The 25,988-nt window shown below is 48.1% G+C and carries 26 protein-coding genes and 1 pseudogene; 16 read left to right on the top strand and 11 right to left on the bottom strand.

What is annotated here, in order from left to right:
- Positions 1 to 26: 26 nt before the first annotated feature.
- Both catA and H650_RS22870 read right to left on the bottom strand, forming a co-directional pair.
- Complete coding sequence (gene catA / locus H650_RS22865) at positions 27 to 704, bottom strand: type A chloramphenicol O-acetyltransferase (protein ID WP_020457373.1); 678 nt, start codon at positions 702 to 704, stop codon at positions 27 to 29.
- A gap of 394 nt (positions 705 to 1,098) precedes the next feature.
- Positions 1,099 to 1,593: a DUF1003 domain-containing protein gene (locus tag H650_RS22870; protein WP_020457374.1), complete on the bottom strand. Its 495-nt coding sequence runs from the start codon at positions 1,591 to 1,593 to the stop codon at positions 1,099 to 1,101.
- Between the two features lie 437 nt (positions 1,594 to 2,030).
- On the opposite strand from H650_RS22870, the gene H650_RS22875 reads away from it, so the two are divergent.
- From H650_RS22875 to H650_RS22885, 3 genes and pseudogenes are all read left to right on the top strand, one after another.
- The gene (locus H650_RS22875; protein WP_020457375.1) at positions 2,031 to 2,471 is read left to right on the top strand and encodes a GNAT family N-acetyltransferase; all 441 of its coding nucleotides are present in this window, start codon (positions 2,031 to 2,033) and stop codon (positions 2,469 to 2,471) included.
- Positions 2,472 to 2,698: 227 nt separating this feature from the next.
- Positions 2,699 to 3,442 (top strand): annotated as a pseudogene (locus tag H650_RS22880) (SDR family oxidoreductase).
- A 149-nt stretch (positions 3,443 to 3,591) separates the two neighbouring features.
- Positions 3,592 to 4,449 carry a TraB/GumN family protein gene (locus H650_RS22885; RefSeq protein WP_044489614.1) on the top strand — a complete coding sequence of 286 codons (858 nt, stop codon included), beginning with the start codon at positions 3,592 to 3,594 and terminating at the stop codon, positions 4,447 to 4,449.
- Positions 4,450 to 4,493: 44 nt separating this feature from the next.
- On the opposite strand, the gene H650_RS22890 is transcribed toward H650_RS22885, so the two are convergent.
- Positions 4,494 to 4,943, bottom strand: coding sequence for a carboxymuconolactone decarboxylase family protein (locus tag H650_RS22890; RefSeq protein ID WP_020457378.1), 450 nt, complete (start codon positions 4,941 to 4,943; stop codon positions 4,494 to 4,496).
- 445 nt (positions 4,944 to 5,388) lie between these two features.
- On the opposite strand from H650_RS22890, the gene H650_RS22895 reads away from it, so the two are divergent.
- Entirely contained in the window at positions 5,389 to 5,958 is a 570-nt protein-coding gene (locus H650_RS22895; protein WP_020457379.1) for a TetR/AcrR family transcriptional regulator, read from the top strand.
- A 59-nt stretch (positions 5,959 to 6,017) separates the two neighbouring features.
- On the top strand, positions 6,018 to 6,494 hold the full coding sequence (locus H650_RS22900) for a nuclear transport factor 2 family protein (protein ID WP_017456351.1): 477 nt from the start codon (positions 6,018 to 6,020) through the stop codon (positions 6,492 to 6,494).
- Positions 6,495 to 6,604: 110 nt separating this feature from the next.
- Here the strand turns inward: H650_RS22900 and H650_RS22905 are convergent, their stop codons facing one another.
- Positions 6,605 to 7,330 (bottom strand): type 1 glutamine amidotransferase, encoded by a 726-nt coding sequence (locus tag H650_RS22905; RefSeq protein ID WP_020457380.1) that lies wholly within the window; start codon positions 7,328 to 7,330, stop codon positions 6,605 to 6,607.
- Between the two features lie 115 nt (positions 7,331 to 7,445).
- Between H650_RS22905 and H650_RS22910 the strand changes: the two genes are divergently transcribed.
- Positions 7,446 to 8,213 carry an AraC family transcriptional regulator gene (locus H650_RS22910; protein WP_044489615.1) on the top strand — a complete coding sequence of 256 codons (768 nt, stop codon included), beginning with the start codon at positions 7,446 to 7,448 and terminating at the stop codon, positions 8,211 to 8,213.
- Between the two features lie 49 nt (positions 8,214 to 8,262).
- Here H650_RS22910 and H650_RS22915 read toward each other — a convergent pair whose 3' ends face one another.
- Complete coding sequence (locus H650_RS22915) at positions 8,263 to 9,168, bottom strand: LysR family transcriptional regulator (protein WP_020457382.1); 906 nt, start codon at positions 9,166 to 9,168, stop codon at positions 8,263 to 8,265.
- Between the two features lie 203 nt (positions 9,169 to 9,371).
- Here H650_RS22915 and H650_RS22920 point away from each other — a divergent pair, with 203 nt between their 5' ends.
- Positions 9,372 to 9,665 (top strand): DUF1330 domain-containing protein, encoded by a 294-nt coding sequence (locus H650_RS22920; protein WP_020457383.1) that lies wholly within the window; start codon positions 9,372 to 9,374, stop codon positions 9,663 to 9,665.
- Between the two features lie 367 nt (positions 9,666 to 10,032).
- Here H650_RS22920 and H650_RS22925 read toward each other — a convergent pair whose 3' ends face one another.
- Positions 10,033 to 10,839 (bottom strand): SDR family NAD(P)-dependent oxidoreductase, encoded by an 807-nt coding sequence (locus tag H650_RS22925; RefSeq protein ID WP_020457384.1) that lies wholly within the window; start codon positions 10,837 to 10,839, stop codon positions 10,033 to 10,035.
- Positions 10,840 to 11,012: 173 nt separating this feature from the next.
- Here H650_RS22925 and H650_RS22930 point away from each other — a divergent pair, with 173 nt between their 5' ends.
- Together H650_RS22930 and H650_RS22935 are read left to right on the top strand one after the other, a co-directional pair.
- Positions 11,013 to 11,993 carry an MFS transporter gene (locus tag H650_RS22930; protein ID WP_238328367.1) on the top strand — a complete coding sequence of 327 codons (981 nt, stop codon included), beginning with the start codon at positions 11,013 to 11,015 and terminating at the stop codon, positions 11,991 to 11,993.
- Positions 11,932 to 12,897, top strand: coding sequence for a hypothetical protein (locus H650_RS22935; protein ID WP_189660081.1), 966 nt, complete (start codon positions 11,932 to 11,934; stop codon positions 12,895 to 12,897). The genes H650_RS22930 and H650_RS22935 overlap by 62 nt, the downstream gene beginning before the upstream one ends.
- A 425-nt stretch (positions 12,898 to 13,322) precedes the next feature.
- Here the strand turns inward: H650_RS22935 and H650_RS22940 are convergent, their stop codons facing one another.
- Entirely contained in the window at positions 13,323 to 14,249 is a 927-nt protein-coding gene (locus H650_RS22940) for a hypothetical protein (protein WP_020457387.1), read from the bottom strand.
- A gap of 359 nt (positions 14,250 to 14,608) precedes the next feature.
- Between H650_RS22940 and H650_RS22945 the strand changes: the two genes are divergently transcribed.
- The 4 genes from H650_RS22945 (at position 14,609) to H650_RS22955 (ending at position 19,489) form a co-directional block, all read left to right on the top strand.
- Positions 14,609 to 16,507, top strand: a complete 1,899-nt coding sequence (locus tag H650_RS22945) for a methyl-accepting chemotaxis protein (RefSeq protein ID WP_020457388.1) — start codon at positions 14,609 to 14,611, stop codon at positions 16,505 to 16,507.
- A complete protein-coding gene (locus tag H650_RS26260) occupies positions 16,413 to 16,847 on the top strand; it encodes a conjugal transfer nickase/helicase domain-containing protein (RefSeq protein ID WP_502690858.1) in 435 nt (144 codons plus the stop codon). Before H650_RS22945 ends, H650_RS26260 begins: the two co-directional genes overlap by 95 nt.
- Positions 16,848 to 17,025: 178 nt before the next feature.
- Positions 17,026 to 18,897: a hypothetical protein gene (locus H650_RS22950; protein WP_189660082.1), complete on the top strand. Its 1,872-nt coding sequence runs from the start codon at positions 17,026 to 17,028 to the stop codon at positions 18,895 to 18,897.
- Entirely contained in the window at positions 18,857 to 19,489 is a 633-nt protein-coding gene (locus H650_RS22955; protein WP_189660083.1) for a hypothetical protein, read from the top strand. Before H650_RS22950 ends, H650_RS22955 begins: the two co-directional genes overlap by 41 nt.
- A gap of 372 nt (positions 19,490 to 19,861) precedes the next feature.
- On the opposite strand, the gene H650_RS24990 is transcribed toward H650_RS22955, so the two are convergent.
- Positions 19,862 to 20,404 (bottom strand): DUF3916 domain-containing protein, encoded by a 543-nt coding sequence (locus H650_RS24990; RefSeq protein ID WP_071925277.1) that lies wholly within the window; start codon positions 20,402 to 20,404, stop codon positions 19,862 to 19,864.
- A gap of 206 nt (positions 20,405 to 20,610) precedes the next feature.
- A complete protein-coding gene (locus H650_RS22965) occupies positions 20,611 to 21,594 on the bottom strand; it encodes an NAD-dependent epimerase/dehydratase family protein (RefSeq protein ID WP_020457392.1) in 984 nt (327 codons plus the stop codon).
- Between the two features lie 93 nt (positions 21,595 to 21,687).
- On the opposite strand from H650_RS22965, the gene H650_RS22970 reads away from it, so the two are divergent.
- Positions 21,688 to 22,596 (top strand): LysR family transcriptional regulator, encoded by a 909-nt coding sequence (locus H650_RS22970; RefSeq protein WP_044489617.1) that lies wholly within the window; start codon positions 21,688 to 21,690, stop codon positions 22,594 to 22,596.
- Between the two features lie 331 nt (positions 22,597 to 22,927).
- Here the strand turns inward: H650_RS22970 and H650_RS24995 are convergent, their stop codons facing one another.
- Both H650_RS24995 and H650_RS22975 read right to left on the bottom strand, forming a co-directional pair.
- Complete coding sequence (locus H650_RS24995) at positions 22,928 to 23,257, bottom strand: NIPSNAP family protein (RefSeq protein WP_071925278.1); 330 nt, start codon at positions 23,255 to 23,257, stop codon at positions 22,928 to 22,930.
- Positions 23,258 to 23,410: 153 nt separating this feature from the next.
- Positions 23,411 to 24,313 carry a LysR family transcriptional regulator gene (locus tag H650_RS22975; RefSeq protein WP_020457395.1) on the bottom strand — a complete coding sequence of 301 codons (903 nt, stop codon included), beginning with the start codon at positions 24,311 to 24,313 and terminating at the stop codon, positions 23,411 to 23,413.
- Positions 24,314 to 24,404: 91 nt separating this feature from the next.
- On the opposite strand from H650_RS22975, the gene H650_RS22980 reads away from it, so the two are divergent.
- Together H650_RS22980 and H650_RS22985 are read left to right on the top strand one after the other, a co-directional pair.
- Entirely contained in the window at positions 24,405 to 25,421 is a 1,017-nt protein-coding gene (locus tag H650_RS22980) for an NADP-dependent oxidoreductase (protein WP_044489618.1), read from the top strand.
- 61 nt (positions 25,422 to 25,482) lie between these two features.
- Positions 25,483 to 25,812 carry a putative quinol monooxygenase gene (locus H650_RS22985; protein WP_020457397.1) on the top strand — a complete coding sequence of 110 codons (330 nt, stop codon included), beginning with the start codon at positions 25,483 to 25,485 and terminating at the stop codon, positions 25,810 to 25,812.
- Positions 25,813 to 25,988 lie beyond the last annotated feature (176 nt).

Below are 25,988 nucleotides of genomic sequence, written 5' to 3' on the forward strand. Positions count from 1 at the left end.
AAGATATTTACCCGTATTCTGGCACATTACGCTTCGGGTTCCCCTGAATGTCGCAATAAGTCATCGCACATAGTTTGTAAATCATTGATTAATCTGGATACATGAAAACCATCGCAAACGGCATGATGTACCTGGACGGCGAGAGGTAACAGTACTTTTTCACCTTGTTGGTAATATTTTCCAATCGTGAACATGGGGGCGAAAAAGTTCTGCATGTTTGCAATATTAATATTAAAGCCGGTAAAACTTACCCAGGGGTTTGCAGATACGAAAAATACGTTTTCCCGAGACTCTTCTTTAGGCAGATAGGAGAGGTTATTGCCATAGCGTGCGACGTCTTCTGAATAAATATCCAGGAAGTGATGAATATTACCATCGTAGTGACTCCATAATGACGAAAAAGTCTCTGTTTCATCATGGAAAATCGTATAGCATGGGTGAATGTCATTCCAGATGACAAGCTCATTGTCTTTTATAGCCATACGAAATTCTGTATGCTTGTTTACTATTTTAGCAATGAGGAAAATTAAAGTAGGATAAATTTTCCAGCCAACCGCCTTTATATGTTTTAACAACGCGGTAATATCTAATTGTACAGTTTGACTAAATGTACACTGAGCAAAGGTCTGAAATGCCTCAAAATGCTCCTTCCTTGCCCAACGAGATAGGTCGACAGTTGTATATTCTGGAGTTGTTTTTTTCATTTTTAGCCTTTGGTCACCAATAATGAATAATGTTTTTCCGGTAGCCTAAGATTTTTCTATAAATTAATCAAGTGCATAGGCCAGGAATCTTCCTGGTAGCGAACGAAATTATTAAGAGTGAGTGTATCTATCTTCATACGGGAAGAAACAGTACGTAAATTTTCCAATATCCAAATAATGAAAGTAGATTGTGCAATATGCAGTATTTTCGTAACGACAAAAAGTCGCCGAATATCCGCTCCTCGCTCAATAGTGCCTGTCATGCCTGCTCAGGGAGCAGGCTTAGCGGGGCATTTTCGTAATACTGGCGACGTGAGCGGATCGCTGCCATAACGCCCGACGTCTGCCAGCAGATCTCACGGTGGCACCAGTCACTACGAGATATTTACTGCTGCTATTTGTGAAGCTCACGCTGTGCAAGCTGTAAGGTGATTGTTTCGATACGCTCGGCCATTTCCCGGGTCATTTCGGTCAACTGAGTATTTTGTTTTAGCAATTCCAGCAGTTGTGCCGACTGCTCCTCGGCGAGGATCTGGCGTTTCGTCATTGCGTCGTCCAGATCTTCGCGGTGTTGTGCATCCGCCAGCGCATGAGCCTGATCTCGCTCCGCCTGCCGGGTTTGCGCCAGCAGGATCAGCGGCGCGGCATAAGCAGCCTGAATGCTGAACGCAAGATTGAGGAGAATAAAAGGATAGGGATCAAACTTCACGACACCCGCCACGTTCAGAATAATCCACACGATCACAACGATAGTCTGTCCAATCAGAAATATCGGCGTACCGAAAAAACGAGCGAACGCTTCTGCTTTCAACGCAAACCACTCGTCGCCAAAAGTATGCGTAATGCCTTTCAGGGGGCGATATAACCGAAATTTTTTATCTGTGTGCATATCATAAACTTCCTGCTGGGGGAGGTTGCCAGAATCGCCGAAACTTATTTCATCATTGGGCACTAAAGCCCAAGCGTACAAAAATATACGTTACGGATGTTATACGTCAGGTAAAGCGCCTGCATAAAGCGTATCAACCAGCTCACTCCATCCACATTATCCCATCGCCAACAGGATGGTTCGCGGCCGGCAAGCTCGCCTGGAACACCCCGAATGATTACTAATGCTCCTCAATGATTAACATGCGCCAGCAACGGTGGGATAAACGGCGAACTCCCGTTTTTCACTCAGAGCGCATATCATCTCTTCCGGCGCTGCCCGCTTCGTGGCAGAAACGGATATTAGCGATCCGGGACTTTTAAGCCTGGAAGCAGCGCCAGGGCCCAAAATCAGCTTTGTTATTATGGAATTAACACTTACTCATCAAGGTATATGACATGTCGTTTAAGGTACGTGAAGCTAACGCTAAGGATTACGATGCATGGTTAAGGCTCTGGAACGGATATTTGCAATTTTCTGGCAGTACGCTGAGCGATGATGTTACCTCATCGACCTGGCATCGGGTGCTGTCTCCAGACTCTGATGTCATCTGCCGGCTTGCGGAAGCCGAACAGGGCGTGGTTGGTTTTGCGATGTGCGTGTTGCATGAGGGAACATGGGTAACACAGCCTCATTGTTACCTTGAAGATCTTTTTGTTGATGAAACTATGCGCGGCCTTGGCGCGGGAAAAGCGCTGATTGAGGCGATATGTGAGGAAGCCCGGACGAAGTCATGGTCGAAAGTCTATTGGGTTACCAGAGAGTCCAATCCGGCCCGGGCACTGTATGATAAGCTTGCCGTACTGGATAATTTTGTCCGCTATACCGTCAAGTTGTAAATACAGGACTACCTGAACCCAAATTACAACTTCGGGCAAATCGCCGTCCGATGATATTTTCGTGGGCGGCCTTGTGCCAGAGGCGAAAGTCGCTAATCCCCTTGTACTCTCTTCAATAGTTTGTCGCGCCGTTTATTTATTAAAAATGGCACTAACGGAAAGATGTCATTCAGTCTCCTCATGTATATCTCCATCACACATATCCATTAAGAAAAGGGGGCATGAAGATGCTGAGAGGTAAGAGAGCGGTTATTACCGGTGGCGGCGGGGGATTTGGCCGGGCGCTGTGCGTGTGGCTGGCGCGAGAGGGCGTCGAGGTGAATTTTTGCGCGCGGCGGGCTGATGATATGCAAAAAACCTGCAGCATCATTACTGCCGAAGGCGGCATTGCAGAAGGGTATCTCTGTGATTTAACCCGACCTGAGTCCCTTTCTTCGTTTTCTTCACCGTTATTAACTTCAGACAAGCCCATCGACATTCTAATTCTCAATGCCGCCCAGTGGTTGTCAGGGACGTTAGACGATCAGCCTGACACAGAAATTATCACTACCATCAGTTCAGGACTTACGGGGTCGATTTTACTGACGCAGGCATTGCTGCCTGGATTAAGACGTTCAGACAGTGCTGATATCGTCTCCATTATATCTTCATGCGCGATCCCGCATTTTACGGATTCAATTGCGCATCCCGCTTTTTTTGCCAGTAAGCATGGGCTTAGCGGGTTTACAACGAAACTGTCACAGCAGCTATCTGAGGAAAATATACGTGTTACCGGGCTGTACCCACCGGATTTCGAACTGACCGGGTTAGATATGGCTGTCGATAATCACTCCAGAATGGGGGAACGTTTACTGACTGGGTGATCGATCTGGGAAACGATTCGTTTTGTGCTGACTCAACCGCGCAGTTGCCATATCAGTAGCATCTACTTTCAGGGGCCAACGCGCGAAGATCTTAGTAGTCGGGGCTGAGCCCGCTGATGCTAAACAGAACGGCCACCGTTCACTAAAGGCCGTTTATGTAAAGTAGAGATGCTTCAGTGACTGCAAATCACTTGTCCGTAGTCGCCGTATAAAGTTAAGGTAATAGCATGTAATTATTACTTGCGGCCATAATTCTGATGCGTAGATCTACGGATTATGTTCTTAAAGAGCAACCGCTTTTTCGCGACAAGCGTTTTATTTTTCTGGGCGAATCCATACATGGTGTGTCGGAATATACTCAATTAAGAAAGGATATAGCAGAGCGCTATTTTAAAAATTCGGCTGTATTAATTTTTGAAGCGGATAGTAAAGGGATGTTATTTTCGCATCAACATAATGAATCTGCCATTTGCCGGCTTCAAAACTTCCCCAGGATATTACGTACGCAGGAAACCTTAAATTTACTGACATGGGCAATATCAAGGCAAATTCCTTGTCTTGGAATTGACGTTATTTCTCGTCGACCTGTAACTGCCTTCCCCGCGGAACGGCAACCCATTCAACAACGAGAAAGGGATGAATATTTCAGGGCCCGATCGGGAAGACACTTTTTTGCATGGCGTGACTTCCGCATGGCTGAAAATTTGATCAACTTCACTTCAGCGTATCCAGAACACCGGATGTTAATTATGCTTCACAATCTTCATATAAAACGGCGCGGTAGCCTTGAGAAGGCAGAATTACAGTTAAAATCCGTCCGAGAATATTTTGAGGATGCATTTCCCTTGCAAAGTCATTCTATTGCTCAGCTTGCCCAACGCGGTAGTGCTTTACACAATGATTTGACGCTGTTTAATTTTCAAATTACCGATCCACTCTCGGTCGAACTTTTATCCGGTGCGGCGGCATACACTTTGCTTACAGCGCAACAAATACCGGATGTCAGCACTGCCTGGCATCATGCTTTCGAACGTGAAACCGTCACACCCAGAAATCAGTATGAGGGGTGTTTTATCTTTAAAGAGGTGCATCCCCCGATAATTATTTCATTATAAAATTCAGGAGATTATGTATAACCTCGCTTCGCCAGCACCGCATTTCAGGGTTTAGCGAGCGGCTTCATGCGAAAACTGATGCCCATACGATTAATGGCATTCATAGTGGCAATAACAATGGTCAGTTCAACCAGATCTTTTTCACCGAATACAGAAAGCGCGGCGGAATAGGCTTTATCGCAAGCGTGTGTTTCACTGATACGGGTAATTTCTTCTGCCCATGCGAGCGCCGCTTGCTCTTTTTCCGAGAATAAATAGGTCGCTTCGCGCCAGACAGGCACCAGGACTATCTTTTCGATGGACATACCAGCCTTGATAAGGTCGCGAGTATGTATATCAATGCAGTGCGCACAACCGTTAATCTGTGAAACGCTTAAAAAAATTAAGTGAATAAGATCAGCGGGTAAATTTGTCCCGGTAGTAGCGTAATGATGGAGCGCTCCGATAGCCTTTCCACCTTCAGCAGAAACCTGAAACCAGTTTGGACGCTTCATACTTGTCTCTCCTTTTGAAATTGTTGAGTCACTCTCTGTTTATTATTCCGATGTCATAAAGCGCCATTACGACGAATTTGAACCGGCACGTCTGTTCAGACGTTGTGATATTAGCTATTCATGACATAAATAAAAGAGACAAATACTGAGTAAGAAGGTAGGACATGCAGCGCGGGAATTTCTGCCAGTTAAACAGAGAAAACAGTCCGTCGAAGATGATTCCCGGGAATGATAAAACGCACGATTAATATCCGCTCCCCACTTATGCCAGGCTTTCAATCCGACGCGTTCGACGTCTGCGTGCCCGTAGAGCGCGCCTCCAGCTCATCTGCGCTTTAAAAACAGCTAGTGGTTCGTTATCACTCACGGACGGCTTTTTTCTTTTTCGAAAGTTCTTTCTGAGAAAAAGGTTGACGAGGTAGAACGATCGTTCTACCTTTATCGCATGAACAAGAAAACGACCGATACCCGAGAAAAAATCCTGTCTACCGCAGAGCAATTGATCTATCAAAACGGTATTCATGCCACCGGCATGGATCTTCTGGTCAAGACCTCAGGCGTAGCAAGGAAAAGTATTTATCGCTATTTCGCGACCAAGGATGACGTGGCAGCCGCCGCGTTGAATGAGCGTGATGAACGCTGGATGCACTGGTTCAGAACCGAATCTGATAAAGGCGATACCCCTCAGGATCGCATTTTGAATATGTTCACTGTCCTCAGGGGCTGGTTTGAATCAGAAGGCTTTCGTGGTTGTGCATTTATCAACACAGCCGGAGAAGTGGGAGACCCTGACGATCCCGTTCGCCAGATAGCAAAGCTGCATAAACAAAAATTGCTGGATTACACGCTCGAACTCACTGAGCAATTAAATATCGGGCAACCTGTCGCGCTGGCCAGACAGCTACTGATTCTGCTGGAGGGCGCTATCACCATGTCGTACGTAATGGGCGATTGCAGCGCCGCCGATAGCGCAAAAGACGTGGCGAAAATCTTGCTGGAACAGGCCTCTTCATAACGCCTGCGTATCAAAAAATGATTTCTACTCATATATCCGAATTTACAGGAGGCTTCACCATGTCCGAAACGCAAACCCGCCCGCCACTTCCGCCTTTCACTCGCGAGTCAGCGATTGAAAAAGTGCGTCTCGCTGAAGATGGCTGGAACAGCCGCGATGCTGAAAAAGTTTCACTGGCGTACTCACTGGATACCAAATGGCGTAACCGCGCCGAGTTTGCCAATAATCGTGAAGAGGCCAAAGCATTCCTGGCCCGTAAATGGAAAAAGGAACTTGAGTATCGTCTCATTAAAGAGTTATGGGCGTTTGACGGCAACCGTATCGCGGTCCGGTACGCTTACGAATGGCGTGATGACTCAGGCAACTGGTTCCGCTCTTACGGCAACGAAAACTGGGAATTTGAAGCCGATGGCCTGATGAAACGCCGCTTCGCCTGTATCAATGACATGCCTATCAAAGAGAGTGAACGCAAATTCCACTGGCCGCTGGGACGTCGTCCGGATGATCATCCGGGGTTGTCGGAACTGGGTCTGTAAATTTGTCGCTAAGCCCCCGGATACAGTGGTAGCCGGGGGCTTTTCTCAACGCAAAAATAACGCCAGATGTTCATTAACATCAGGAGCCGGTTCCGTTGAGGTGAATGTCGTCATGCGTTTGACTGGGCGTAACGTGACGCAAGTTTGTCGAGAAAGATGAATAAGTTTCTGTTCATTTCGCTGTAATCCGTCGCCCGTAGTTCGTCTGCTGACTGAACGAAACGATATTCAGCGGCCCGGCGTAAATCGTTTTCGGAATGAGCAATCAACAGTTCGACGACCTCCGGTGTCAGTTCCATATGGCACTGAAACCCGTAAACCCGATCAGAATACGCGACGATCTGGCGTGGACATCCCTCGCTCCAGGCGATAATTTCCGCCTCAGGCGTAAGCCCTGGCATATCGTTATGCCAGTGACCTACGTTAAGGGTATTGCCGAAGTGAGAGAACATCTCGTTCATCGCTCCTTTATCAGTCATAAAAATGGGAAACGTGCCAATCTCTTTTTCCGGACTGTGAGCAAAAGGGGCGCCCAATGCTTCGCCAATCAGTTGAGCGCCCAGGCAGACACCGATAACGGCTTTACCTGTGTTCACCGCCGAGGCAATCAGCGCCTGCTCAGCGTGAGAATCAAAATGCGCGCACTCTTCCACACTGACGGAGGGATCCTGGGGGCCGCCCATGATCACCAGCAGATCGATGTCCCGTGCATCTGCGGGAAGTTTTTGACCGGCATAAACGCGGGAAAAGGTGATCTGATGGCCGCGACGCGTGGCCCAGATTTCGTAAGCGCCGGGCGCTTCGAAACGTTCATGAACAATGAAATGTACTCGCACAGATGTATGCTCCTGTAATACGGGTCATAAAGTTAATTAAGCGCACGTTACCCGCCAACACTATCGCGCGGGTAAGATCAGCCAGGTCATGGTAAACAAGAGGTTCTCATCTGAAATGCCAGTCAGCATTGATAAAACGCCAAGACATGATGAGGCGACGGGATGGTCAGGCACGGCCATTTCTTACCGCCGTGGAGAGGTTGATCCCCCGCATTACCATCTTGAAGGGCAGCTATTATTTGCTACCAGAGGGGTAATGCTGGTTGAAGCCGCTGACAGACAGTGGGTTATTCCCCCTCAGCGCGCCCTCTGGATCCCCCCGTTTATGGTTCACTCTTATAGCGTTCTGTCAGATACGGAATTACGAGCGGTCTATGTCAGCAGTAGCCTGATTGCGGCGTGTACAAACTTCAGCAGGAACAGCCAGGTTCATACCATTAGCGCGACGCCACTGGTGAAAGAACTCATAAATGGCCTTTTTACGGGTGAATATAACGCGCCGATAAAGCGAAAAATGGCGCTTTTACTGCTGGAAATCCTCAGCGAGACCCCCTCCAGGGGCGCGGAACTTCCCATGCCGCGTGATGCGCGTTTATTTCGTGCCGCAAGAGAGCTGGTGTTCAGTCATCGCTGGAGCGCGTCACTGATTGACCTGGCTGACATCGCGAACATGTCGGAACGGACTTTTTCTCGCCAGTTTTTACGGGACACCGGGTTCAGCTTCCGGACATGGAAACAGCGAGCCAGAATATACGCATCCTTAGATCTCCTCGCTGATAACATCCCCGTGAAACAGATCGCCTACCAGCTCGGCTTCTCATGCCCGGCGGCGTTTTCTGCGGCGTTCCGTTCAGTAATGGGGACAACGCCCGGCGAGTTTTAACCAGGCTGCGGCGGGGAAGAGCAATAACAACCAATTATGAATGCCGGTATCAGTCAAAGTAAGGTTTTAACATTTCTTCGGTCCAGTTCATAAACGCTCTTACACGCTGCGACAAGTTGCGCCGGTGAGCGACAACAAAAAATGCAGTGAGCGGCGCGGGGCGAAACTGGGGCAACACTTCAACCAGTGCGCCACTTTTTATATGGGGTAAAAGTGAGGAATAGCCTCCCTGAATTAAACCTAACCCCGCCAGCCCCGCCTCATGATAAGCCGGTACGCTGTTAACTCTTATGGTGCCTGGTAACATCACTGAGTGGTAACCATCGCCTGCCGGATATTCCCATCCGTCAGGTTTCGAACCAAAGTTGCGCATATAGTGAACCATCCTGTGTCCCTGGCTGAGAAGATCATCAATCGTCTGCGGAACACCGAAGCGATCAAGATAGCGCGGACTGGCTGCGTTGATCATGCGCAGATGCCCCAATGGCCGTGCAATAAGCGTTTCATCAACAACGGGGCCGAGGCGCACAACGCAGTCAAATCCTTCCTGAACCAGATCGACACGGCGGTCAGTACTCGAAAGCTCGATTTCCAGTTCAGGATGTGCTTCCAGCAGCTGTGGCAGAGCAGGGATCACCACGCTTTGTGCCAGTACCGCTGGCATATCAACGCGAATCCTCCCCCTTAATGACTGATCGCCGTGAGAGAACATGGATTTCAGTTCCTCAGCCTCCGAGAGAAAGTCGCGGGCGCGCGAATAAAAAACCCGCCCGTCTTCAGTCAACTGTACCGTCCGCGTTGTCCGGTGCAGTAGCGTAGCGCCAATTTCCTGCTCGAGTTCACGGACCACCAGTGAAGCGCGTCCTTTCTGGATGCCCAGACTTTCGGCTGCCTGCGTAAAGCTCTTCATTTCCGCCACGCGCGCAAAAATGATCAGTGGCTCCAGATTTTTCATTGTTCACCTTTTGGGTAACAGTACGTTATTTTTTCCGCTATTTATGGCCATGTTAATACTTAATAGACTGCTTTCACACCGCGTAATCGCACAACGCTGTCTGGATGCGTTGAAGATCAATCATCCCCTGAAAAGGCTTTTTCGTTCTCACTTGTCTATGTACTTACGCTGGCATATCCAGCCGCTAACGAAGGATAAAACCCATGAATAAAGGTTATCTCATCGCCCATGTAACCGTTTCAGACCCCGTTGCCTACGCTGAATATGCCAGAGCGGCGGCGGCGGCCATGCAGAATTTCGATCCGAAGATCATTGCCTGGTCCGGGCAGTACGAAAATCTTGAAGGAGAGTCGCATGAACGGCATGTCGTTTTTGAGTTCGATTCTTTTGCGGAAGCTAAACGCTTTTATGAAAGTCCGGAATACCAGGCCGCAAGATCACTACGTTCAGGGGCTGCCAGCGGAACGTTTGTACTGGTTGAAGGCACCGGGCTTTAACGCGCCGGGTTTTAGGTCCGTGAGTTCAATGGATAGAGGCAACGCGGCCCTTAAACAAGGGGGAGGTTAATCCCCCGGTATCCTGATAAACAGGATGGCCTGCTGCCGCGAACATAACCGCAGTCTCCGCGCGGCCGGTGACGCTTCGTTCAGTTCATCGGCACGCCTGCATATGACATCGACTGTGATGGCAAGCCGCTCTTGCTGTCACCGGCTCTCCCGCAGCCAGGTATTATCCTCCTGCACAACGCGCGCGGAATTATTTCCCTGGCAATGGGCGTCGGCATCCGTTTATTCCGCTGGCCCAGGAATGCTGATTAGCGGGTTCTGATTAACCTCCCTCAAACCATCTTTTGAGGGGGAACATTCACATAAATCTGTCTGCGCCACCTGAAGCTTCAATGGTCTGCCCGGTAACAAACTGATTCCTTTCGGAGAGCAGAAAGGCGGCAATTGCCGCGATATCTTCAGGCAGCCCAAAGCGGCCTACCGGCGTTTTCTCTTTTCCCAGTAATGCCATGACGTAGTCGTCAGTTTTATCAGCCAGTCCAGGGCGGCGATGGCGGACATTCGGCAGCATATTCTGCGCCCAGTTATCCGTCGCGACAGCACCTACGCCAATCGCATTAACCAGAATGCCGTTCGCCGCCACGCTCAGAGCAAGGCTTCGGGTCAGGTTGTTGATAGCGGCGCTCAGTGCATGTGAGACGGTAAGTTGCGGGTTTGGGTAGATGCCGCCAATAGAAGAAATAGTGACAATTCGCCCCCAGTTTCGTTTTTGCATTCCGGGTAACACAGCTTTGCAAAAGCGTCGCATGGCGGAGAATTTGGTCTCGGTCATTAACTGCCAGTCCTCTTCGGTGGTGGTTAACAGCGTGCCTGCATGGGCTTTTCCGGCATTATTCACCAGCAGATCAACGTGCCCAAAACCCTTTTCCGCTTGTTCAACGACCCGCGAGGGCAGGCCGGGATCGGTCACATCCCCGGCAACCGGCAGCGCCGAAACACCATACTTATCGGCGAACTTTTTCGCCGCCAGGATAAGTTCTGGTTCTTGTCTGGAAACCATAACGACATGCACACCATTTGCAGCCAGCTCTTCACAAATACTGAAACCAATCCCGGTTCGCGCTCCGGTTACCAGAGCCACTTTACCTGTCAGTTTTAAATCCATTTTGTTACTCCTCACACTCAGCACCGTTAACAACATGAGAACCATTACTAACTCATCCCGATCTCAGACGCTTGTGCCACATAATTCAGATGTCTGAAAAAAACGCGCCAAGCGTTGGGCGCCGCCTCTGCTTATGCTGCAAAAAAGCGTGAATGTAGAGCGAGGTGTAGTCAGTGCGTACGGAGAACCAGGCGCTTTCATCAGCCAGAATTCTGATGCTGGCGATTATTTGCTGCATGGTGGTCGCGAATATTTATTTTAATCAATCTGTCCTGAATCTGATCGCAGCGACCTTTCCCCATGAATGGGCTGCTGTTTCGTTGATCCCCATGGCCACCCAGTTAGGTTATGCGGCGGGTTTATTCCTGCTGATCTCATTAGGTGATTATATTGAGCGCCAGCGGCTTATCCTGCGTCAGGCACAGGTGCTCTTACTGGCGCTGATCGGCATGATGTTAGCGCATCGCTACGGTTATGGGGCAGGGGTAACCGGAACCTTGGCCGCTCTGGGATTAATCGGTATTTTGTGTGCGCCTCTGGCAGGCAGTTTCAGCGATCGTCAGGGACCATTCCGGATGGTGGTTTTGGGTGTGTTACTCATGCTGTTTGCCTGGGGTGCTCTCTGGGCCTGGAACAGCATGGCGGGTTTGGTGGTGGGCATTTTACTACTGGATGCGGGTGAGCAATGTGTACTGATAGCGAACCAGCACACAATTTATGCTTTGCGCCCGGATGCCAGAAACCGTCTTAATACACTCTTTATGAGCATCATGTTTCTGGGCGGAGCAGGCGGTTCACTGGCTGCCGCCTGGGTTTGGGAGATCACGCATAGCTGGGCGCTGATCTCTTCAGCGGGTGCCGGGCTGGTGATGATGGGGATGTTAATGGCGGTCAGGCGTCAACCTGGTGCATCGTTCCTGGCGGGAAAAACGCTCAAGTTATCCGGTCTTATGCCGTTAGTTATATCGATGTACGATTTCACATCAATAAGCGCAGCGTATCTATTCCGCCGTGTTTCGGATTGTGGGGTACTACGGAAAAAAGCGGTATGGACTCACCGGGGATCCACTTTACATCTCAGGTCTTGGGGAAATGGATTTTATGATTATCACGACATCCACAGCGAAATACACACAGACGCAAAGCACCTCTGAGGATATTTCAAAAACCACTCTCTCTCAGCCTGTACAGACGTCAGCGAAGACGCCGGCGGCATCAGGGCAAACGACTCTCAGCGGTATGGGGCTGCTGATGTCCCGTCTGTTCGGCGATACGGACAGCAACCCGCCTGTACAAACTCAACTGACGAAAGACACGATGGGCATGTCTTCGGTTAATTTTCTGACAAATAATGACCGCAATACGCTGGCCGGGTTGTATGCCCAGGCAAAGCAACAGGGAACGGATCTGCGCTATGTGGACGATCTTGCCCGCGATTTAGGGGATTACCGTATGTTTAATGGCGTGATGGCAAACCTCAATGACGGGAATATGTATGACACCGGCGGGCACGTACTGACTTACAAATTTATTGCAGAAGATGAGGCAACAGCCTCACGTATCCTCAACGGGGGGAAACTATCTGGCTCCGCGCTGGATGAAGGTTTTTTACGCTATGAACTGGACCCGGGATATTCTCCGACGCATTTGGCAAACTTTAACTTTATTGAAAGCATCGTCAATCAGTCCGGCAAAAATGCCGCTGGCATGGAGCAGATTTCCGACGCGCAGTTTTCGGTTTATCAGCAAAAAGGGAATCAAAACTTTATTGTTGAGGCGGCCAGTGAAGTGACGTTGAAAACGCCGGAGCCTGATTTTGGCAGTGTAAATGGTAAATTCTTTGTAACCGCAACCGGACTGAAACATGGCTTTCGTCTGGAAGGCGGGAAAGTGGTGCAGCATCCCGTAAATTTGTTCGAGAACCTGGCAAAAACGCCAAAAACCTTACTGGAATATTTTTTGAAAGCGGATGAGGCTGATAAAAAGACCACCGGTGTTTCACATCCGCTTTTCAATTTCTTTTACGCTGCTGACCCCTTCGGAGAAAATCAGCAATAACAGGTGGTTACTCAGTTGCTGAGCGGGGGAGTGGCGACTTTTATTACTGTTGAACCGGTTTTTGATTGGGTATTAACGATTACCGGCATGCCCGACTTTCCGTTCTGAGAACGGAATAAAAAAATAAAACCGGCAACAGTAATGAGCAATTTAGCATGGTAATTTGAGGGCCAGCCAAATACGGCGGTAATCGCGAATAGAAAAATTATCTCTTCTGGGGAAGGGATAGTTTTGTTTCTGATGATAATGAAGATGGGGTATGGCAATTTCATACATCAATCGGCAGCTTACTGAAGCAGCTGCCGTTCTGGTGAGCCTACAAAATATCGTTAGCCCGGATCGCCATGTCATCGTTTTAGCTGCTCTTTCTTTAGAAAGCTGGCTGCTTCACTCTGCCTGGGGGGGAATAACGTCGTGATAAATCTCTACGTTTCTATCCGCCGTTGCGCGAGTGCATGTTTTGCCGCGTTTGATGCCCATTCATCGGATTGGTCCTGATGTTCAATCTCTGCTTCGGTTATCGGCGTTACACGGATCAGCGGAACTGAACCGAAGGGCAGCCCCTCAATTCGACGACCATCACGGCTGAGAACGATCCGGGTCATTGGCTGATAATCGTCCGTAAGAGAGCAGAACAGAATGGCTTCATATTTTTCAACATCGGCGGCAATCGCATAGCCATTGGCAACGAGATCTCCCAGGCTCATTAACAGATGCGCCCAGTCATCCCTCTGATGGCCGGTAATATCTGAAACATCCAGCTCCATGAAAAGTTCGCATTCTACGCCGTTTTCTGCGGCTGCAACGCCAGCCCATGGCGTCGAGAGGCCATCGGTAGCCAGCGTTAATTTGCTGCTGCTCTTAGTGCTGAGCACCCGGCGATGGGGCCCGAACCATTTCGTCTGGTTGTGAATGTTTGCATCCCCGCGTTCAGCAATAAAACCATCCGACACCTCGCCATACTTCTTCCAGAATGCTCGCCTTGCGACAGCGGCAGCCTCATACACCGGACTCTGAGGGCCTCGCGGCACAATGGCCTCATCGAAAATTATGTCAACCGTAACGCGACCCCGCATTAACGGTATTTTAGATTTACTCCAGCGAACAATAACCTTATTAAAGGGCTGTATCCGTGATGCTTCGAGTTTCTCGACAACCTTCTGAACCTTCTGAAAGGCGTGGTCACCAGCAGTAATGTGACTTCCGTCGGCATACCTGTAGCCTCCGGTTTGCGAGGCGACTCCAGCCTGCTCCGTGATAAAGACCCATTCACCGTTAACAGCGCCAGCGGGTGCCTTGTCTAAGGCCGAGCGTAAGTCCTTTGCCGCATCAGAGTTTGAATATGCCGTCATGTCTGTCCTTCAGTTTCATGCCTTATGTATCTTGCCACCGTGCCTGATAAAAAAGTACGAATGAACATGTTGCTGTCCGTACCGTTCAGTTTCATCAGAATGTACGCATCTTGATGAAAATAATATAGATATCATCAAAATAAATTCTTCTACGGGAAATAACGCATGACGTTGATATTATCTTTTATAGAAACAAGTGGGGAACATTAAAAAATGTGAACAACAGAACGTTTTTTTCTAAAACCTCATTTTGACCAATGAAATGCGCGTGTATATGAAACCATGGCACGATTTAAATTAAAGAATTTCAAATAAATGTCGTTATTACACCTAATTCAACCAGAACGGGTGCCGCTATTATGACATGGAAAAATACTCAGGGCCGAATAGGCCTGTTACTTATAAGCTTTTTCGTTATCTTATTGATAGTTACCTATATTGTTATCAAACAATTCGTTTCCCCGCAGATTATTGAAACCGAGACCAAAAATATTCAGGCGACGGTTGAATTACAAAGTAACGCGATTAAAGAGCAGATGAACCGTGTTAAGGCTCAGCAACGCTCCATCACTGAACTGGTTGTCGGTCTGCAAAGTGAGCAAATCGACGCATTATTACCGCGTCTGGTTAACCAATATGGCGATTTAAACGTATTCGGCGGTGGGATTTGGCCTCTTCCCGGCCAGCGAGATCCGGCCCGGGACAAATTCAGTACCTTCTATGCCCGCGACGCAAGCGGCAACCTGCAGGTCAACACCGTATGGAACCAGCCGGAGTCGGCAAAATACTGGGAACAACCCTGGTATAAAGACGGCATGAATGCGCCGAAAGGCGAGTGTGCGTGGGCGAAAGCTTATCAGGATGCGGCCAGCCCGCAGCCCCGGACGAACTGTGCTATGGCGATCTGGAAAGACGGTAAAGCCTGGGGCGTGGCGACCATCGACGTGACGCTGGGCTTCTTTAACCAGCTGGCTGTTGAGATGGGCAAAGCGGTAAACGGCAGCGTACTGATTGTTGAAGCGGACGGCAAAATCGTCGGTAACGGCTCTTCCGTACAGGATAAACCCGCGCTGTCAAACGTTCGCGATCTCGGTATTCCGGCGGCGGCACCGTTAGTTAGCCTGTTAGGCCAGGGTAAAACAACGGAAGTACGCGGGAGCTATGACGGTGAAGATGGCGCGCATTCCCTGTTCGTTCTGCCCATCAGCGGTAGCCCATGGTTCATGGCGGTTGATATTCCGAGCAGCCACCTGGTGAGCATGTCTGACGCCATCATGACCAAGCTCACCATCGTACAGGCGATTATCGGCATCCTTATCGTCTTTATCATGATGATTATTGTGCGCAATATTTTCCATAATGTGACGTTGCTCAATCGTAATATTGAAGCGTTATCCAGCGGCGGCGCGGATTTAACGCAGCGTCTTGCGCAAAGTAAGAGCCCGGAATTCAACGCCATTATCAACAACTTCAATAAGTTTATTTCGTTCCTTAATGAGCTGATGCAGCAGGTAGGGAATAGCTCGATGGCGATCTCATCGGCTTCGCGCCAGATTGCCAGCGGTAACCTGAACCTCTCTTCGCGCACCGAAGATCAATCGGCCTCGATCGTGGAAACAGCAGCGTCCATGGAAGAACTGACCAGCACCGTGCGCCTTAACGCAGAGAACGCGTTGCAGGCGAACAAGCTGGCGGAAGAGGCTTCGGCGGTGGCGAAACAAGGAGCCAGTGTGGTTAACAACGTTGTCTCCACGATGAATAGCATCAATGAGTCCTCCTCTAAAGTGGTGGAAATCATCAGTGTGATTGACGGCATCGCCTTCCAGACCAATATCCTCGCGCTTAACGCTGCAGTGGAGGCGGCAAGGGCGGGCGAGCACGGACGCGGGTTCGCTGTGGTGGCCGGTGAAGTTCGTTCTCTGGCGCAGCGCAGTGCCCGCTCAGCTCAGGAGATCAAAAAACTGATTGAAGAGTCGGTGAGCAGCATTGAGCAGGGCAGCGGGCTGGTTCGTCAGGCGGGTACCACGATGGACGGCCTGATGGAGAAAGTCGAAAGCGTGGGCGTGCTGATCTCAGAAATCAGCTCTTCTAGCGATGAACAAAGTCGCGGGATTGCCCAGATCAACATCGCCATCAACCAGCTCGATAGCGCAACGCAGCAGAATGCGGCGCTGGTGGAAGAGGTGGCGGCGGCCGCGCAGTCCATGGAAGAACAAACCGTCCAGCTCGAAAACGTGGTTGGCAGCTTCAAGCTCTGACATCCAAAATAGCCGACTCGGCAGAGTCGGCTTTCTTATCTTTTGTGCCTGTCACTTAGTCTTACCGGCAGGAACCGCTTCACATATCACTCGTTGTAAAAATCCCTTCGCGCTACTCTATTTTTACTCAACAGTTAATCGCCACAGATTCAGTCGTCATATTTCAGTTGTGCAGGTAATGACCAACGGCAGCGCTGTGCCAAGAGCAGACTTAGTACTCAAACAGCACCGTCGGGGTAAGAAAGGGATCAACATTTGGCACTGTGAAGTGAAAGGATCGTGTAAAACTCGCAAGGTTAAAGACTATATTCTAGAAAATCCCTGCCATACTGTTTGGTGATGAAGTGGCTATTCCTGAAAGGAATCCGTATCTTACTTTGATTGAGAGGCAACAAGGCTACTATTTCAATATCAAATAGTTATAAAAGAAATGACTAAGGATCACAGATTCTTGGAGCTGAAGAAGATAAAATAAAATAGTATATTGTTGAAAAAATCAGCTACTGATAGGAAATAAAATGGAAAGCATGGAAAATATCGCGGCGTTATCAAAAGAGATAAAAAAAACCATAATAACAGGATGCTATGATAATTATGAAGAAATAAATAATTATCTCAATTTAATTTTTTCTGAAATATATAAAGCAACAAATGCAGATAAGATAAGAATCAAGTTGTTTGATTTATCATCAGCAATTCATGAAATTGGTGACCCTGCCGTTATCATCTTACTAAAATATCTCCTAGACAATTTGGAGAATGTTAATACGCCTAACGTTCTAGTCAGCACCACACTTGAAGGCGAGGTAAATATAGAAGATGTTGGCAACTTTTTAATGAATGACCTAATTGAAAACACTGAGCGTAATATCAATTTCTTCAATCATAAAAAGGGGCGGTCATTAATAGGGAAAAAGAAATTATATATAGGATTACGAAGAGTATTTGAACATTTTCTTAAAGAAGGAGGGAACGATGATATACCTACTGCACTGACTTCGATGGTTAATATGTGGGAACTATCAAAAAAGAATGACAGACTATACGAGTTTTATATATATTTCAATTCTCTGTTACATAAATTAAATTTTCTTGGGAAAAATCAATTAGCTCGAGACTTGTCTGAATTGGCACTTCTTCTATCTCTGAAAGATAAGGTTTTTCATTATTCTTTTTATATTAAAATGGCTAACTTTGCCAGGCAGAGAAACGTCATAGACTCCTTACTTTCAGCAAATATGTTGTTATACGGAGTTAATTTCTCTAACAAAGAACATGATCTATTTTTATCAAAAATTCTTTTGGAGTTATTTATTCTGTTAAGAAATTTTCAATTTTATCCATATGCAGAGAGAGTTAGAGACGCACGAAAAAGATTAATAGTAGATGATGAATATGATCTTCATCAATTTGATATGGCATATTTTAATATGTTGCTTTTGAGTCGTTCAGATGAGTTATTTGAAGTAATTCAGAGCCATTTAGAAGAAAACGACGTGATGAAATTTGGGAAAAATGCAGGAATCCCATGGCTTACATTGTTACATAACCTTCACAAGTTGGATTCAGAGAAGTTTAAAAACAATAACAATTTGGTCGATTTATATACAAGGCTACTTAATGATGAAGATATAAAAAATGAACCCCTGATCAAAAATATTTTCCAGGGGCTAGATGATGATGTCTCCCAAAATAAAAAAATCGTTAAGCAGCACATAAAGGAAATTCAACAATCCCGAAACCATCAAGATGTTAACTATGAAATAACTGCAATCAGACCATTGGTTTATAACTTATTGAAAAATAGTATCATAAATGAAGATATTGAAGGTGCTTTAATTGCTCATTCATTAATGTCTGACACATCATATCTTCCTATATGTAAAGATATTTTTGGGTTGGGTCAATACCCAATAGATATATTAGATAAAGATGAGTCAGATTCTATTTATGACAATTACATGTTGTATCTTGAATCAATCATAATAGAATCAGAGAATAAACAATTCTTATGGATTGGGTGTAATGAGTATTTTTCATATTATATCAGTTTATACAAAGGCATTTTTTCCATTTCACAGAATGATGACTTCAAACGAAATGATGCTCGTAATTGGAATGAAAATGAAATTGCTAAATTTGCTTTTAACGACCAACCCTCTATAAATGAAGTTTTGCAATCAAAAGAAGAATTCTGGCTTAATGAGTCAAGAGAACTAATGAAAAAAACTCCATCTCTAATACCAAATATCGAATGCCAGAAAGTTGTTATTTTTAGAGATTCTGAGATATCAATTATCCCTATAAATTTATTGAAAAAAAATTCAAATACGCCGCTGTGTGATGATCATGTTATCATTACCCCCCCTATCAGTAACAGAATATATTAATTATAAAGAAGGCGTTATTGACACAAGGAAAATTAAACTATGGGCACCAATGGAAAATAGCGACTTCGCCATACAACTGGCATATAGCAAAATATCTGATGAATTCACTGATCAAGAAATGATTAAAATTGATAGCCTTAATCCTAAAATCGAGCTAAATCAAGATATAAATATTTTTATTTCTCACGGTGGTAAAGATGACCTATACGGATTCAGGAGTATATCTACCGGTTCAGGGCTATATGTAACAGATGAACGTTTAATATTTGGCACGGGTGAGATAGCTATATTATTTATTTGTCATTCTGGCAGTTCGAAAGCCTCGTGGTATTCAAACAAAATTAATACACTCATTGACAAAGTCCTATCTATGGGGTACAAAACCGTGATCGCACCAGCGTGGAGCTATAACGTTATGCTTGCTGGTATATGGTCTAAAACATTTGTTGATGCTTTTAAAAATGGAAAAGACGTAGCTGAATCAAATTATATAGCTAATATGGCCGTAAAAGATAAATTTGTAGGCGTAGGTGCTTACGCTGCAATGCATGTCTTTGGTAATGGTAAATTACATGCAAATATAGAGCATTAAATTTGAATAATCTCAGCCCTATGTGTGCGTTATTAGTAATCATTGAGTATCGTACATAACAGGGCTGGGTTCTGTTCGTTATCATATTAATTTACTCACTCAATAAACCTTCCCCCATTTTCAATTGATTGCGGCCAGTCCCTTTTCCCAACGTCAACATAGCCCGACCGCTCTGTCCTGCCCCCGTTGCTAAAAACACGGTAATAATAGCAATGCTTATAATGGACAAAAATGCTTGAGAACTTCCGCTCCTCGCTCACAGCGGACCTTCAGCTCAGTTAGCTCGTCCGCTCAGCGCCAGAACTGGACGTTAGACAAAAGTAACATCCCTTTTATAAGTGCCTTATTTTTAATCAAATGGATGAAGCTCTCTTAAATCACCTGGCCATAATACCAGCGTTCTCCCGTGAACCATTCATCCCGATCCTCGCTTCCATAATATTCGAGAGTGATGCCTATTTCCTGTACGTTATCTGGCAGAACGAGTCCCCATTCAGCAGCAAGGCTACGTTCTTTGATCAAAGCAGAAGCACCATTTTCAGAACGATCTTCAGTTATGAAGCCCTGATAATATTCTTCGGAGCGATAAAGACAGACCTCACTTGTAAACATATCTGGAAGACATACCACAGCGGTAATTCGAGGGCTGTAATTCATACTGGCAGTAGCCGTTATGAGGTTTGAACAGGCATTAATTAAAGCTTGTGCACAAGCTGCTTTGGTTTTTAGCGTACTGTATTTCCCCTGAACGAGATTTATTTCTACTGGAATTTTGAAATTCCAGTAATGCTCTTCTTCTGGAAAAATGCTACGTTCTGGGCTATGAAAAGTACCAGCCCAACGATTAAGGGCTTTTATGCGTCGGGGAATATTTCTGACTTTGGTTCTATGATCTCTGTTAAGTCGTCTACTCATGAATAATGTACCTATTAGCTGCTTGAACGGCTCACATTCTGCCCCTGTACAAGAGCATTCTATCCTAAAGTGTTCAGCTTATTGTTAAGTCTGCAATTTAACGCATCGCAATCGGCTTATGAGAATTTATGTCCGCTCCTCGCTTGTAGCAGACATGGCTGTGCCTTGGTTTGCCGCTTCGTGCCAGAAACGATACTTAGATCCACTCACGAATGCGTGAACAATGTGTGATTAACGCAGCCCTGGCCGATTAAAGTGGTACGCACAGCCTCAATAAGCGGGGTATGAGGTTCGTGGCCTAAGAAAGCGATCAGTTTTGCATTGTCCATCTGTATTGCCTGTTCCCATAAATAGCGCATCTCCAGCATTTCATACAGTGTGGTGTTGAAAGGTGCCATCGCCGTGATGAGCCACCAGGGAAATGATTTTTCCTTCGCGTTAACCCCCGCAAGCTGCGCGACACGCTGTATGGCTCCGGTCATCGCCGTACCATCGGCGTCCCAGTGTCCCCGCATATGAAAGCAGGCAAAAGGGTCGAGTTGATCCCGACGTGCCAACAGCGCAGCCAGAGTGTCGGCGACATCCGGCAAGTAGGCCCACTGATGGCCTGTCCCGGCTTTGCCTGGGTTTTTAATTATCCGCGGGAGGTGCCCCGGTTTGATCAATCCCTGCGAAAACCAGTTGTTGCCTGCGTCAGGGCCAAAGAAGTCACCGGCCCGCAGAATCAGCACCTTTCCGCCACGCTGTGCGTAAGCGAACAAAGCCTTCTCCATTTGCGCCCGTATTGCCCCTTTTCTGGTGACAGGATTTTGGGGAGAGTCTTCGCGCAGGAGTGGAAAGGCGTCCGGGCCGTAGTTATAAACGGTGCCCGGGAGAACGATTAATGCACCATTTCGCTCTGCGGCATTGATTGTGTTCTGTAGCATGGGCAAAACCAGTTGTTCCCAGTTTCGATAACCTGGTGGATTAACAGCATGAACAATCACATCACACTCTGACGCGGCACTCGCAACCTGCTCAGCATTCAGCGCATCACCCTTTATCCACGTCATACTCTCGTGATCTTCATTCTGCGGGGCATTGCGGCGCAACGCATGAACGTCCCATTTTTCGCGGATGAGTTTACGGGCGATTTCACCACCGATTCCGCCTGTTGCGCCCAGTATGAGTACCTTGTTATTGCTGTTCATTGTCTTACCTCTTCCGGATATCTGTTGACATCGTAGTGCCTGTGCAAGCTAAATGTAATTGCATGGCATCAGATAGCAGGTATGCATTTTTGTATGAATATAAATATTCCATGGGAATGGTATCGAACCTTCCTGGCAGTGATGAAAGAAGGTTCCCTGTCGGGAGCGGCACGCATGCTTTCCATCACCCAGCCCACAGCGGGGCGTCACGTAGCGGCACTGGAATCCGCCCTTGGTCTGGTTTTGTTTACACGTTCTCAGACTGGCCTGCAGGCCACGGATGCGGCGGTAGCGATTCAGGGACATGCGCAAGCGATGGAAAACACAGCCAGTATGATTGAGCGTTCGGCTGCCAGCTTCAGTGCCCACTCCGCCGGGTTACATGGCGTGGTTCGCGTATCTGCGAGCGAAATTATCGGCACCGAAGTGCTGCCCCCCCTGATTGCACAAATTAAAGAAGATTATCCTCAACTTACCATTGAACTGGTGCTGTCTAACCGAATACAGGATTTATTGAACCGGGAAGCGGATATTGCGGTACGCATGAGCACACCGGTGCAGGAACAACTGATTGCGCGTCGGTTGGGCAGTATTGAAATTGGTCTGCATGCCTCGCCGTCCTATCTGGCACACCACGCCGCACCGGAAAGTATTGACGAGTTGTTCACCCATACGCTTGTGGGCTTTGATAAAACGACGCCCTTTATTTTACAGGCACTGAAACACTTTCCTCAGTTAAATCGTGAACGCTTTACCGTGCGCACTGACAGTGATGTCGCGCAACTGAACCTTATCCGCGCAGGCGCGGGCATAGGGATGTGTCAGGTTCAACTGGCCGGTTTCCCTGTTCCGTTAGAGAGGTTGATGCCTGATTTCTTTGCATTTCATCTCGACACCTGGTTGGTGATGCATGAGGACTTGCGGCACAGTAAGGCCTGTAAAACGGTGTTCGATATTCTCGCAGCAGGCTTACAGGCTTATATCAACAACGTAGGGACATGAAGACGGCTACTTCTACGGCAGCAGGTGACGGAATATCTGGGCAGGTAGGCAGAAATCGCATGTAAATACCCGCGACCTCAATTTGTCAGAAATGTCATTACTGTGAACCTTTTCAGAGGGCAGAATGTCTGCTCCTCGCGCATTGCTGCCGTTCAGATGGCTCTGATCACTGACCAGATGGCTTACGAATGGGGATGTCGTCCACTGAACAATTCTGCAGGCGCTGAGACAGTGAGTTGGCGTTGAAGAGACTGGTGGTGAAGCGCGACGTTAAGGGCTGGTGAAAAAAAATGCCGCTGGCGCGGCGTTATAATCATTTCTGGTTGCGCAATCAGCTGGATCGTAAATTTTCGATTGCGCTGTCACTGAGCGTGAGCACCGATTTAACGCTGACGCTTATTCTGTCAATAATGGCCTGCCGGGGGCCAAGCCGCCACGCTTCACTGTTATAAAAAGATTCCTGTGAGGATTCCAGGTGGGAGAGGCTGTCATAAGCTCTGATAAGATAGTAAGCATCATCGTCATGGGCTGAAAGACCGAAAGAAACGATATCCATACCTGCTGAACGATGAAGCGGGGCACTCTCCTCGGTCATGATCCGGTGAAACTCTTTCCCGGTGCCGGGTTTGAGAGTGTATAGCAAAAATTCCACTGCTTTCATTTTCGATATCCTTTCTATTTTTTCTTCATTGCGAACTAGTGCGCTCTGGGGCCGTAAAACCAGACTGGCACGGATTTTGTCCTGAGCATTTCCTGCGTGCCAACGTGGATACTGCGGTTCATGCCGCGTTGATTATCGCCGCTGGCAGCTAATTTAAAAATGTTTAAGCATATGATCCAGAAACGCGCGTACCGCCGGATTGGAACGGCGACTTTCGTGCCAGACAGCCGAAATATTACGCCGCGCTACCGTAAAATCTGCGAGTACGGGAACTAACTTTTTATCCCTGACCAGGGATGCCACCATAAAATTCGACGCCATACCTATTCCGGCCCCGGCAGTCATTGCGGCTATGACGGCTTCGCTGGCATCAACAATCACCGTTGACGAAGGCACAATTTCAATCTCCCGCTCACCGACACGGAACGGCCAGCGAAAAAGTTGCCCTGTATTTTGGTAACGCAGATTAATCGTTTGGTGGCTGATTAAGTCATCAGGATGTTGCGGTGGAGCGCAACCGGCTAAATATTCAGGCGAGGCATAGCATCCTATCTGATACGGCGGGAGGCGACGCGCCAGCAGGTTTGAATCCGCGAGATCGCCAATCCGAATGGCAATATCAATATTCTCATCAACGATGTTTACCACCTGGTCGCTTAACCGTAAATCAATCGTCACTTTTGGGTGAAGCGCGCAAAATTGCGCAAGCACGGGGGCGAGCATGTGGATACCCACCGGTAACGATGCCGCAATCCGCAATGTACCTGCCGGTTCCGCGCGCGCGCGTTTTGCTATCTGCTCGATCTCCTCGGCATCACGTAGCAATCGCAACGCCCGTTCATGCAGCTCGCGGCCTTCGGCCGTTAACACGAGCGAGCGTGTCGTTCGGGTGAATAATGTGACGCCGAGATGCTTCTCCAGCCGTTGAATACTTTTGCTGATGGCGGAAGGTGAAACGGAGAGCGCACGGGCAGCGGCACTGTAACTGCCCAGAGCGCCGGCACGAGCGAATGCGATGAGACCCGTGAGTCTTTCAAAACCGATTTGTTCCTTCATGGCACAATTAAAGCGAAATACAGCCACATTATCAATCCTGAATATTAGCCGTATGCTCTGTTACCTGAGTTGTTTTTAGAGCGAGACGGTGATGACTGAGATGATGAAAGCTGTACAGCTACATGCGTTTGGTGGGCCAGATAACCTGCGTTATGAAGACGTTCCCCGGCCCCGGGTGGGAAACGACGAGGTTCTGGTTCATGTGCAAGCGGCCAGCCTTAACCCGCCAGACTGGTATCTGCGTGACGGGTATCGGGCACTTCCCCGTGAATGGTGGCCCAAACCCACTTTTCCGCTTATTTTGGGAACGGACATCTCAGGTGTTGTCGCGGCGGTCGGTAAATATGTTACCGGGTTCAGCATCGGGGATGAGGTCTTTTCGATGGTGCGTTTTCCTGAAAAGGTGATGGAGGGCAGTGGCGCTTATGCAGAATATGTCAGTGTTCCTTCGTCGGAACTGGCGCTGAAACCGCAGGGAATCGGGCATGTTCAGGCTGCCGGTGCCCCGATGTCACTGCTCACGGCCTGGCAGTTTCTTATCGAAACCGGGCATGACGCGCCGAATCCTTTCCAGTCTTTTCCACATAAAGCCGTTCCATTAAAAGGGCGAACGGTGTTGGTCAATGGTGCCGGCGGCGGCGTGGGACACCTTGCTGTTCAGCTTGCCCGCTGGAAAGGTGCGCGGGTCATCGCCGTGGCTTCCTCCCACAATGAAGCGCTTTTACGCGAGCTGGGGGCAGACGAGTTTATCGACTACACCAAAACCGCAGCCGAGAACGCAGTAAAAAATGTTGATCTCGTTTTTGATGCGGTGGGCGGCGCAACTATGGCGCGCTTTCTGCGCTGTATCAGACCTGGCGGCGCACTCTTTCTGGTTAATCCTTTAGGCTTTTCCGCACATCATGAGGCCGCGCAAAAAGCGGTGACGGTGTCATCCACGCAAGTGCGCTCCAGCGGTGCGCAATTAGCGCAAGCAGGCCGTCTTCTGGAAGAAGGTGTGGTTCGGGTGGTGATTGATAGCACCTATCCGCTCGCAATGGCATCTGCTGCCCACCAGCGCGCAGCAATGGGAAGGATTCAGGGCAAAATTGTGCTGACAAACTTTTGATAATCACGATCCCCGATCGGCCAGCCATGGCGATCGGGAATAGCAGATTAAAGGCGACGATATGCTCATCATTTGTGGCTATGTGAAGATCAACCCCTCTGATTTATCGCTTTTTATGGCCGATATGAAAGTGCTTGCTCAAACCGTGCGAAAACGTCCAGGAAACCTCTCGTATGACGTGGCCGTAGAGGATCACCTGGCGGGAAACGTGCTCATATCGGAACGCTGGAAAGATCAGGATGCGCTGACCGCGCATCTGGCCGCTCCCCACACCCGGGCATTTATCACCCGATGGCAGCAACGAATGACCGCCGAAATACTGAAATATGATGCGTTTAACGAAAGAGGACTACTGGATAGGGAATTACAATATAAGGGCGAGGATATTTGACGAGCGGTTGTTCCAAAACGTTGCCGTTTTTTTGTGCGGGCAGGTTTCTCGCGGGCTCGTCATCTGTCCAGCTGGCTGCGCCAGTTGTCGACCCCCGGTCGGGGCTTCTCATCCCCCCTGGGGAGTGCGATATGAGAAAAAAAAGCCCGCATCTGCCTGCGGGCTCTTCTTTGAAT

The organism is Enterobacter sp. R4-368 (assembly GCF_000410515.1).
GTDB lineage: Bacteria > Pseudomonadota > Gammaproteobacteria > Enterobacterales > Enterobacteriaceae > Kosakonia.

Bases quoted from the DNA above. Each gene is read 5' to 3' on its own strand.
- H650_RS26260 (WP_502690858.1), top strand. From the start codon at position 16,413: ATGCGGCGCTGGTGGAAGAGGTGGCGGCGGCCGCGCAGTCCATGGAAG.
- H650_RS24995 (WP_071925278.1), bottom strand. From the start codon at position 23,257: ATGAAAGCAGTGGAATTTTTGCTATACACTCTCAAACCCGGCACCGGG.
- H650_RS22870 (WP_020457374.1), bottom strand. From the start codon at position 1,593: ATGCACACAGATAAAAAATTTCGGTTATATCGCCCCCTGAAAGGCATT.
- H650_RS22900 (WP_017456351.1), top strand. From the start codon at position 6,018: ATGTCCGAAACGCAAACCCGCCCGCCACTTCCGCCTTTCACTCGCGAG.
- H650_RS22895 (WP_020457379.1), top strand. From the start codon at position 5,389: ATGAACAAGAAAACGACCGATACCCGAGAAAAAATCCTGTCTACCGCA.
- H650_RS22925 (WP_020457384.1), bottom strand. From the start codon at position 10,839: ATGGATTTAAAACTGACAGGTAAAGTGGCTCTGGTAACCGGAGCGCGA.
- H650_RS22885 (WP_044489614.1), top strand. From the start codon at position 3,592: ATGCGTAGATCTACGGATTATGTTCTTAAAGAGCAACCGCTTTTTCGC.
- H650_RS22970 (WP_044489617.1), top strand. From the start codon at position 21,688: ATGAATATAAATATTCCATGGGAATGGTATCGAACCTTCCTGGCAGTG.
- H650_RS22915 (WP_020457382.1), bottom strand. From the start codon at position 9,168: ATGAAAAATCTGGAGCCACTGATCATTTTTGCGCGCGTGGCGGAAATG.
- H650_RS22965 (WP_020457392.1), bottom strand. From the start codon at position 21,594: ATGAACAGCAATAACAAGGTACTCATACTGGGCGCAACAGGCGGAATC.
- H650_RS22890 (WP_020457378.1), bottom strand. From the start codon at position 4,943: ATGAAGCGTCCAAACTGGTTTCAGGTTTCTGCTGAAGGTGGAAAGGCT.
- H650_RS22955 (WP_189660083.1), top strand. From the start codon at position 18,857: ATGTTATCATTACCCCCCCTATCAGTAACAGAATATATTAATTATAAA.
- H650_RS22945 (WP_020457388.1), top strand. From the start codon at position 14,609: ATGACATGGAAAAATACTCAGGGCCGAATAGGCCTGTTACTTATAAGC.
- H650_RS24990 (WP_071925277.1), bottom strand. From the start codon at position 20,404: ATGAGTAGACGACTTAACAGAGATCATAGAACCAAAGTCAGAAATATT.
- H650_RS22980 (WP_044489618.1), top strand. From the start codon at position 24,405: ATGACTGAGATGATGAAAGCTGTACAGCTACATGCGTTTGGTGGGCCA.
- H650_RS22950 (WP_189660082.1), top strand. From the start codon at position 17,026: ATGGAAAGCATGGAAAATATCGCGGCGTTATCAAAAGAGATAAAAAAA.
- H650_RS22920 (WP_020457383.1), top strand. From the start codon at position 9,372: ATGAATAAAGGTTATCTCATCGCCCATGTAACCGTTTCAGACCCCGTT.
- H650_RS22975 (WP_020457395.1), bottom strand. From the start codon at position 24,313: ATGAAGGAACAAATCGGTTTTGAAAGACTCACGGGTCTCATCGCATTC.
- H650_RS22940 (WP_020457387.1), bottom strand. From the start codon at position 14,249: ATGACGGCATATTCAAACTCTGATGCGGCAAAGGACTTACGCTCGGCC.
- H650_RS22935 (WP_189660081.1), top strand. From the start codon at position 11,932: ATGGATTTTATGATTATCACGACATCCACAGCGAAATACACACAGACG.
- catA (WP_020457373.1), bottom strand. From the start codon at position 704: ATGAAAAAAACAACTCCAGAATATACAACTGTCGACCTATCTCGTTGG.
- H650_RS22910 (WP_044489615.1), top strand. From the start codon at position 7,446: ATGCCAGTCAGCATTGATAAAACGCCAAGACATGATGAGGCGACGGGA.
- H650_RS22985 (WP_020457397.1), top strand. From the start codon at position 25,483: ATGCTCATCATTTGTGGCTATGTGAAGATCAACCCCTCTGATTTATCG.
- H650_RS22875 (WP_020457375.1), top strand. From the start codon at position 2,031: ATGTCGTTTAAGGTACGTGAAGCTAACGCTAAGGATTACGATGCATGG.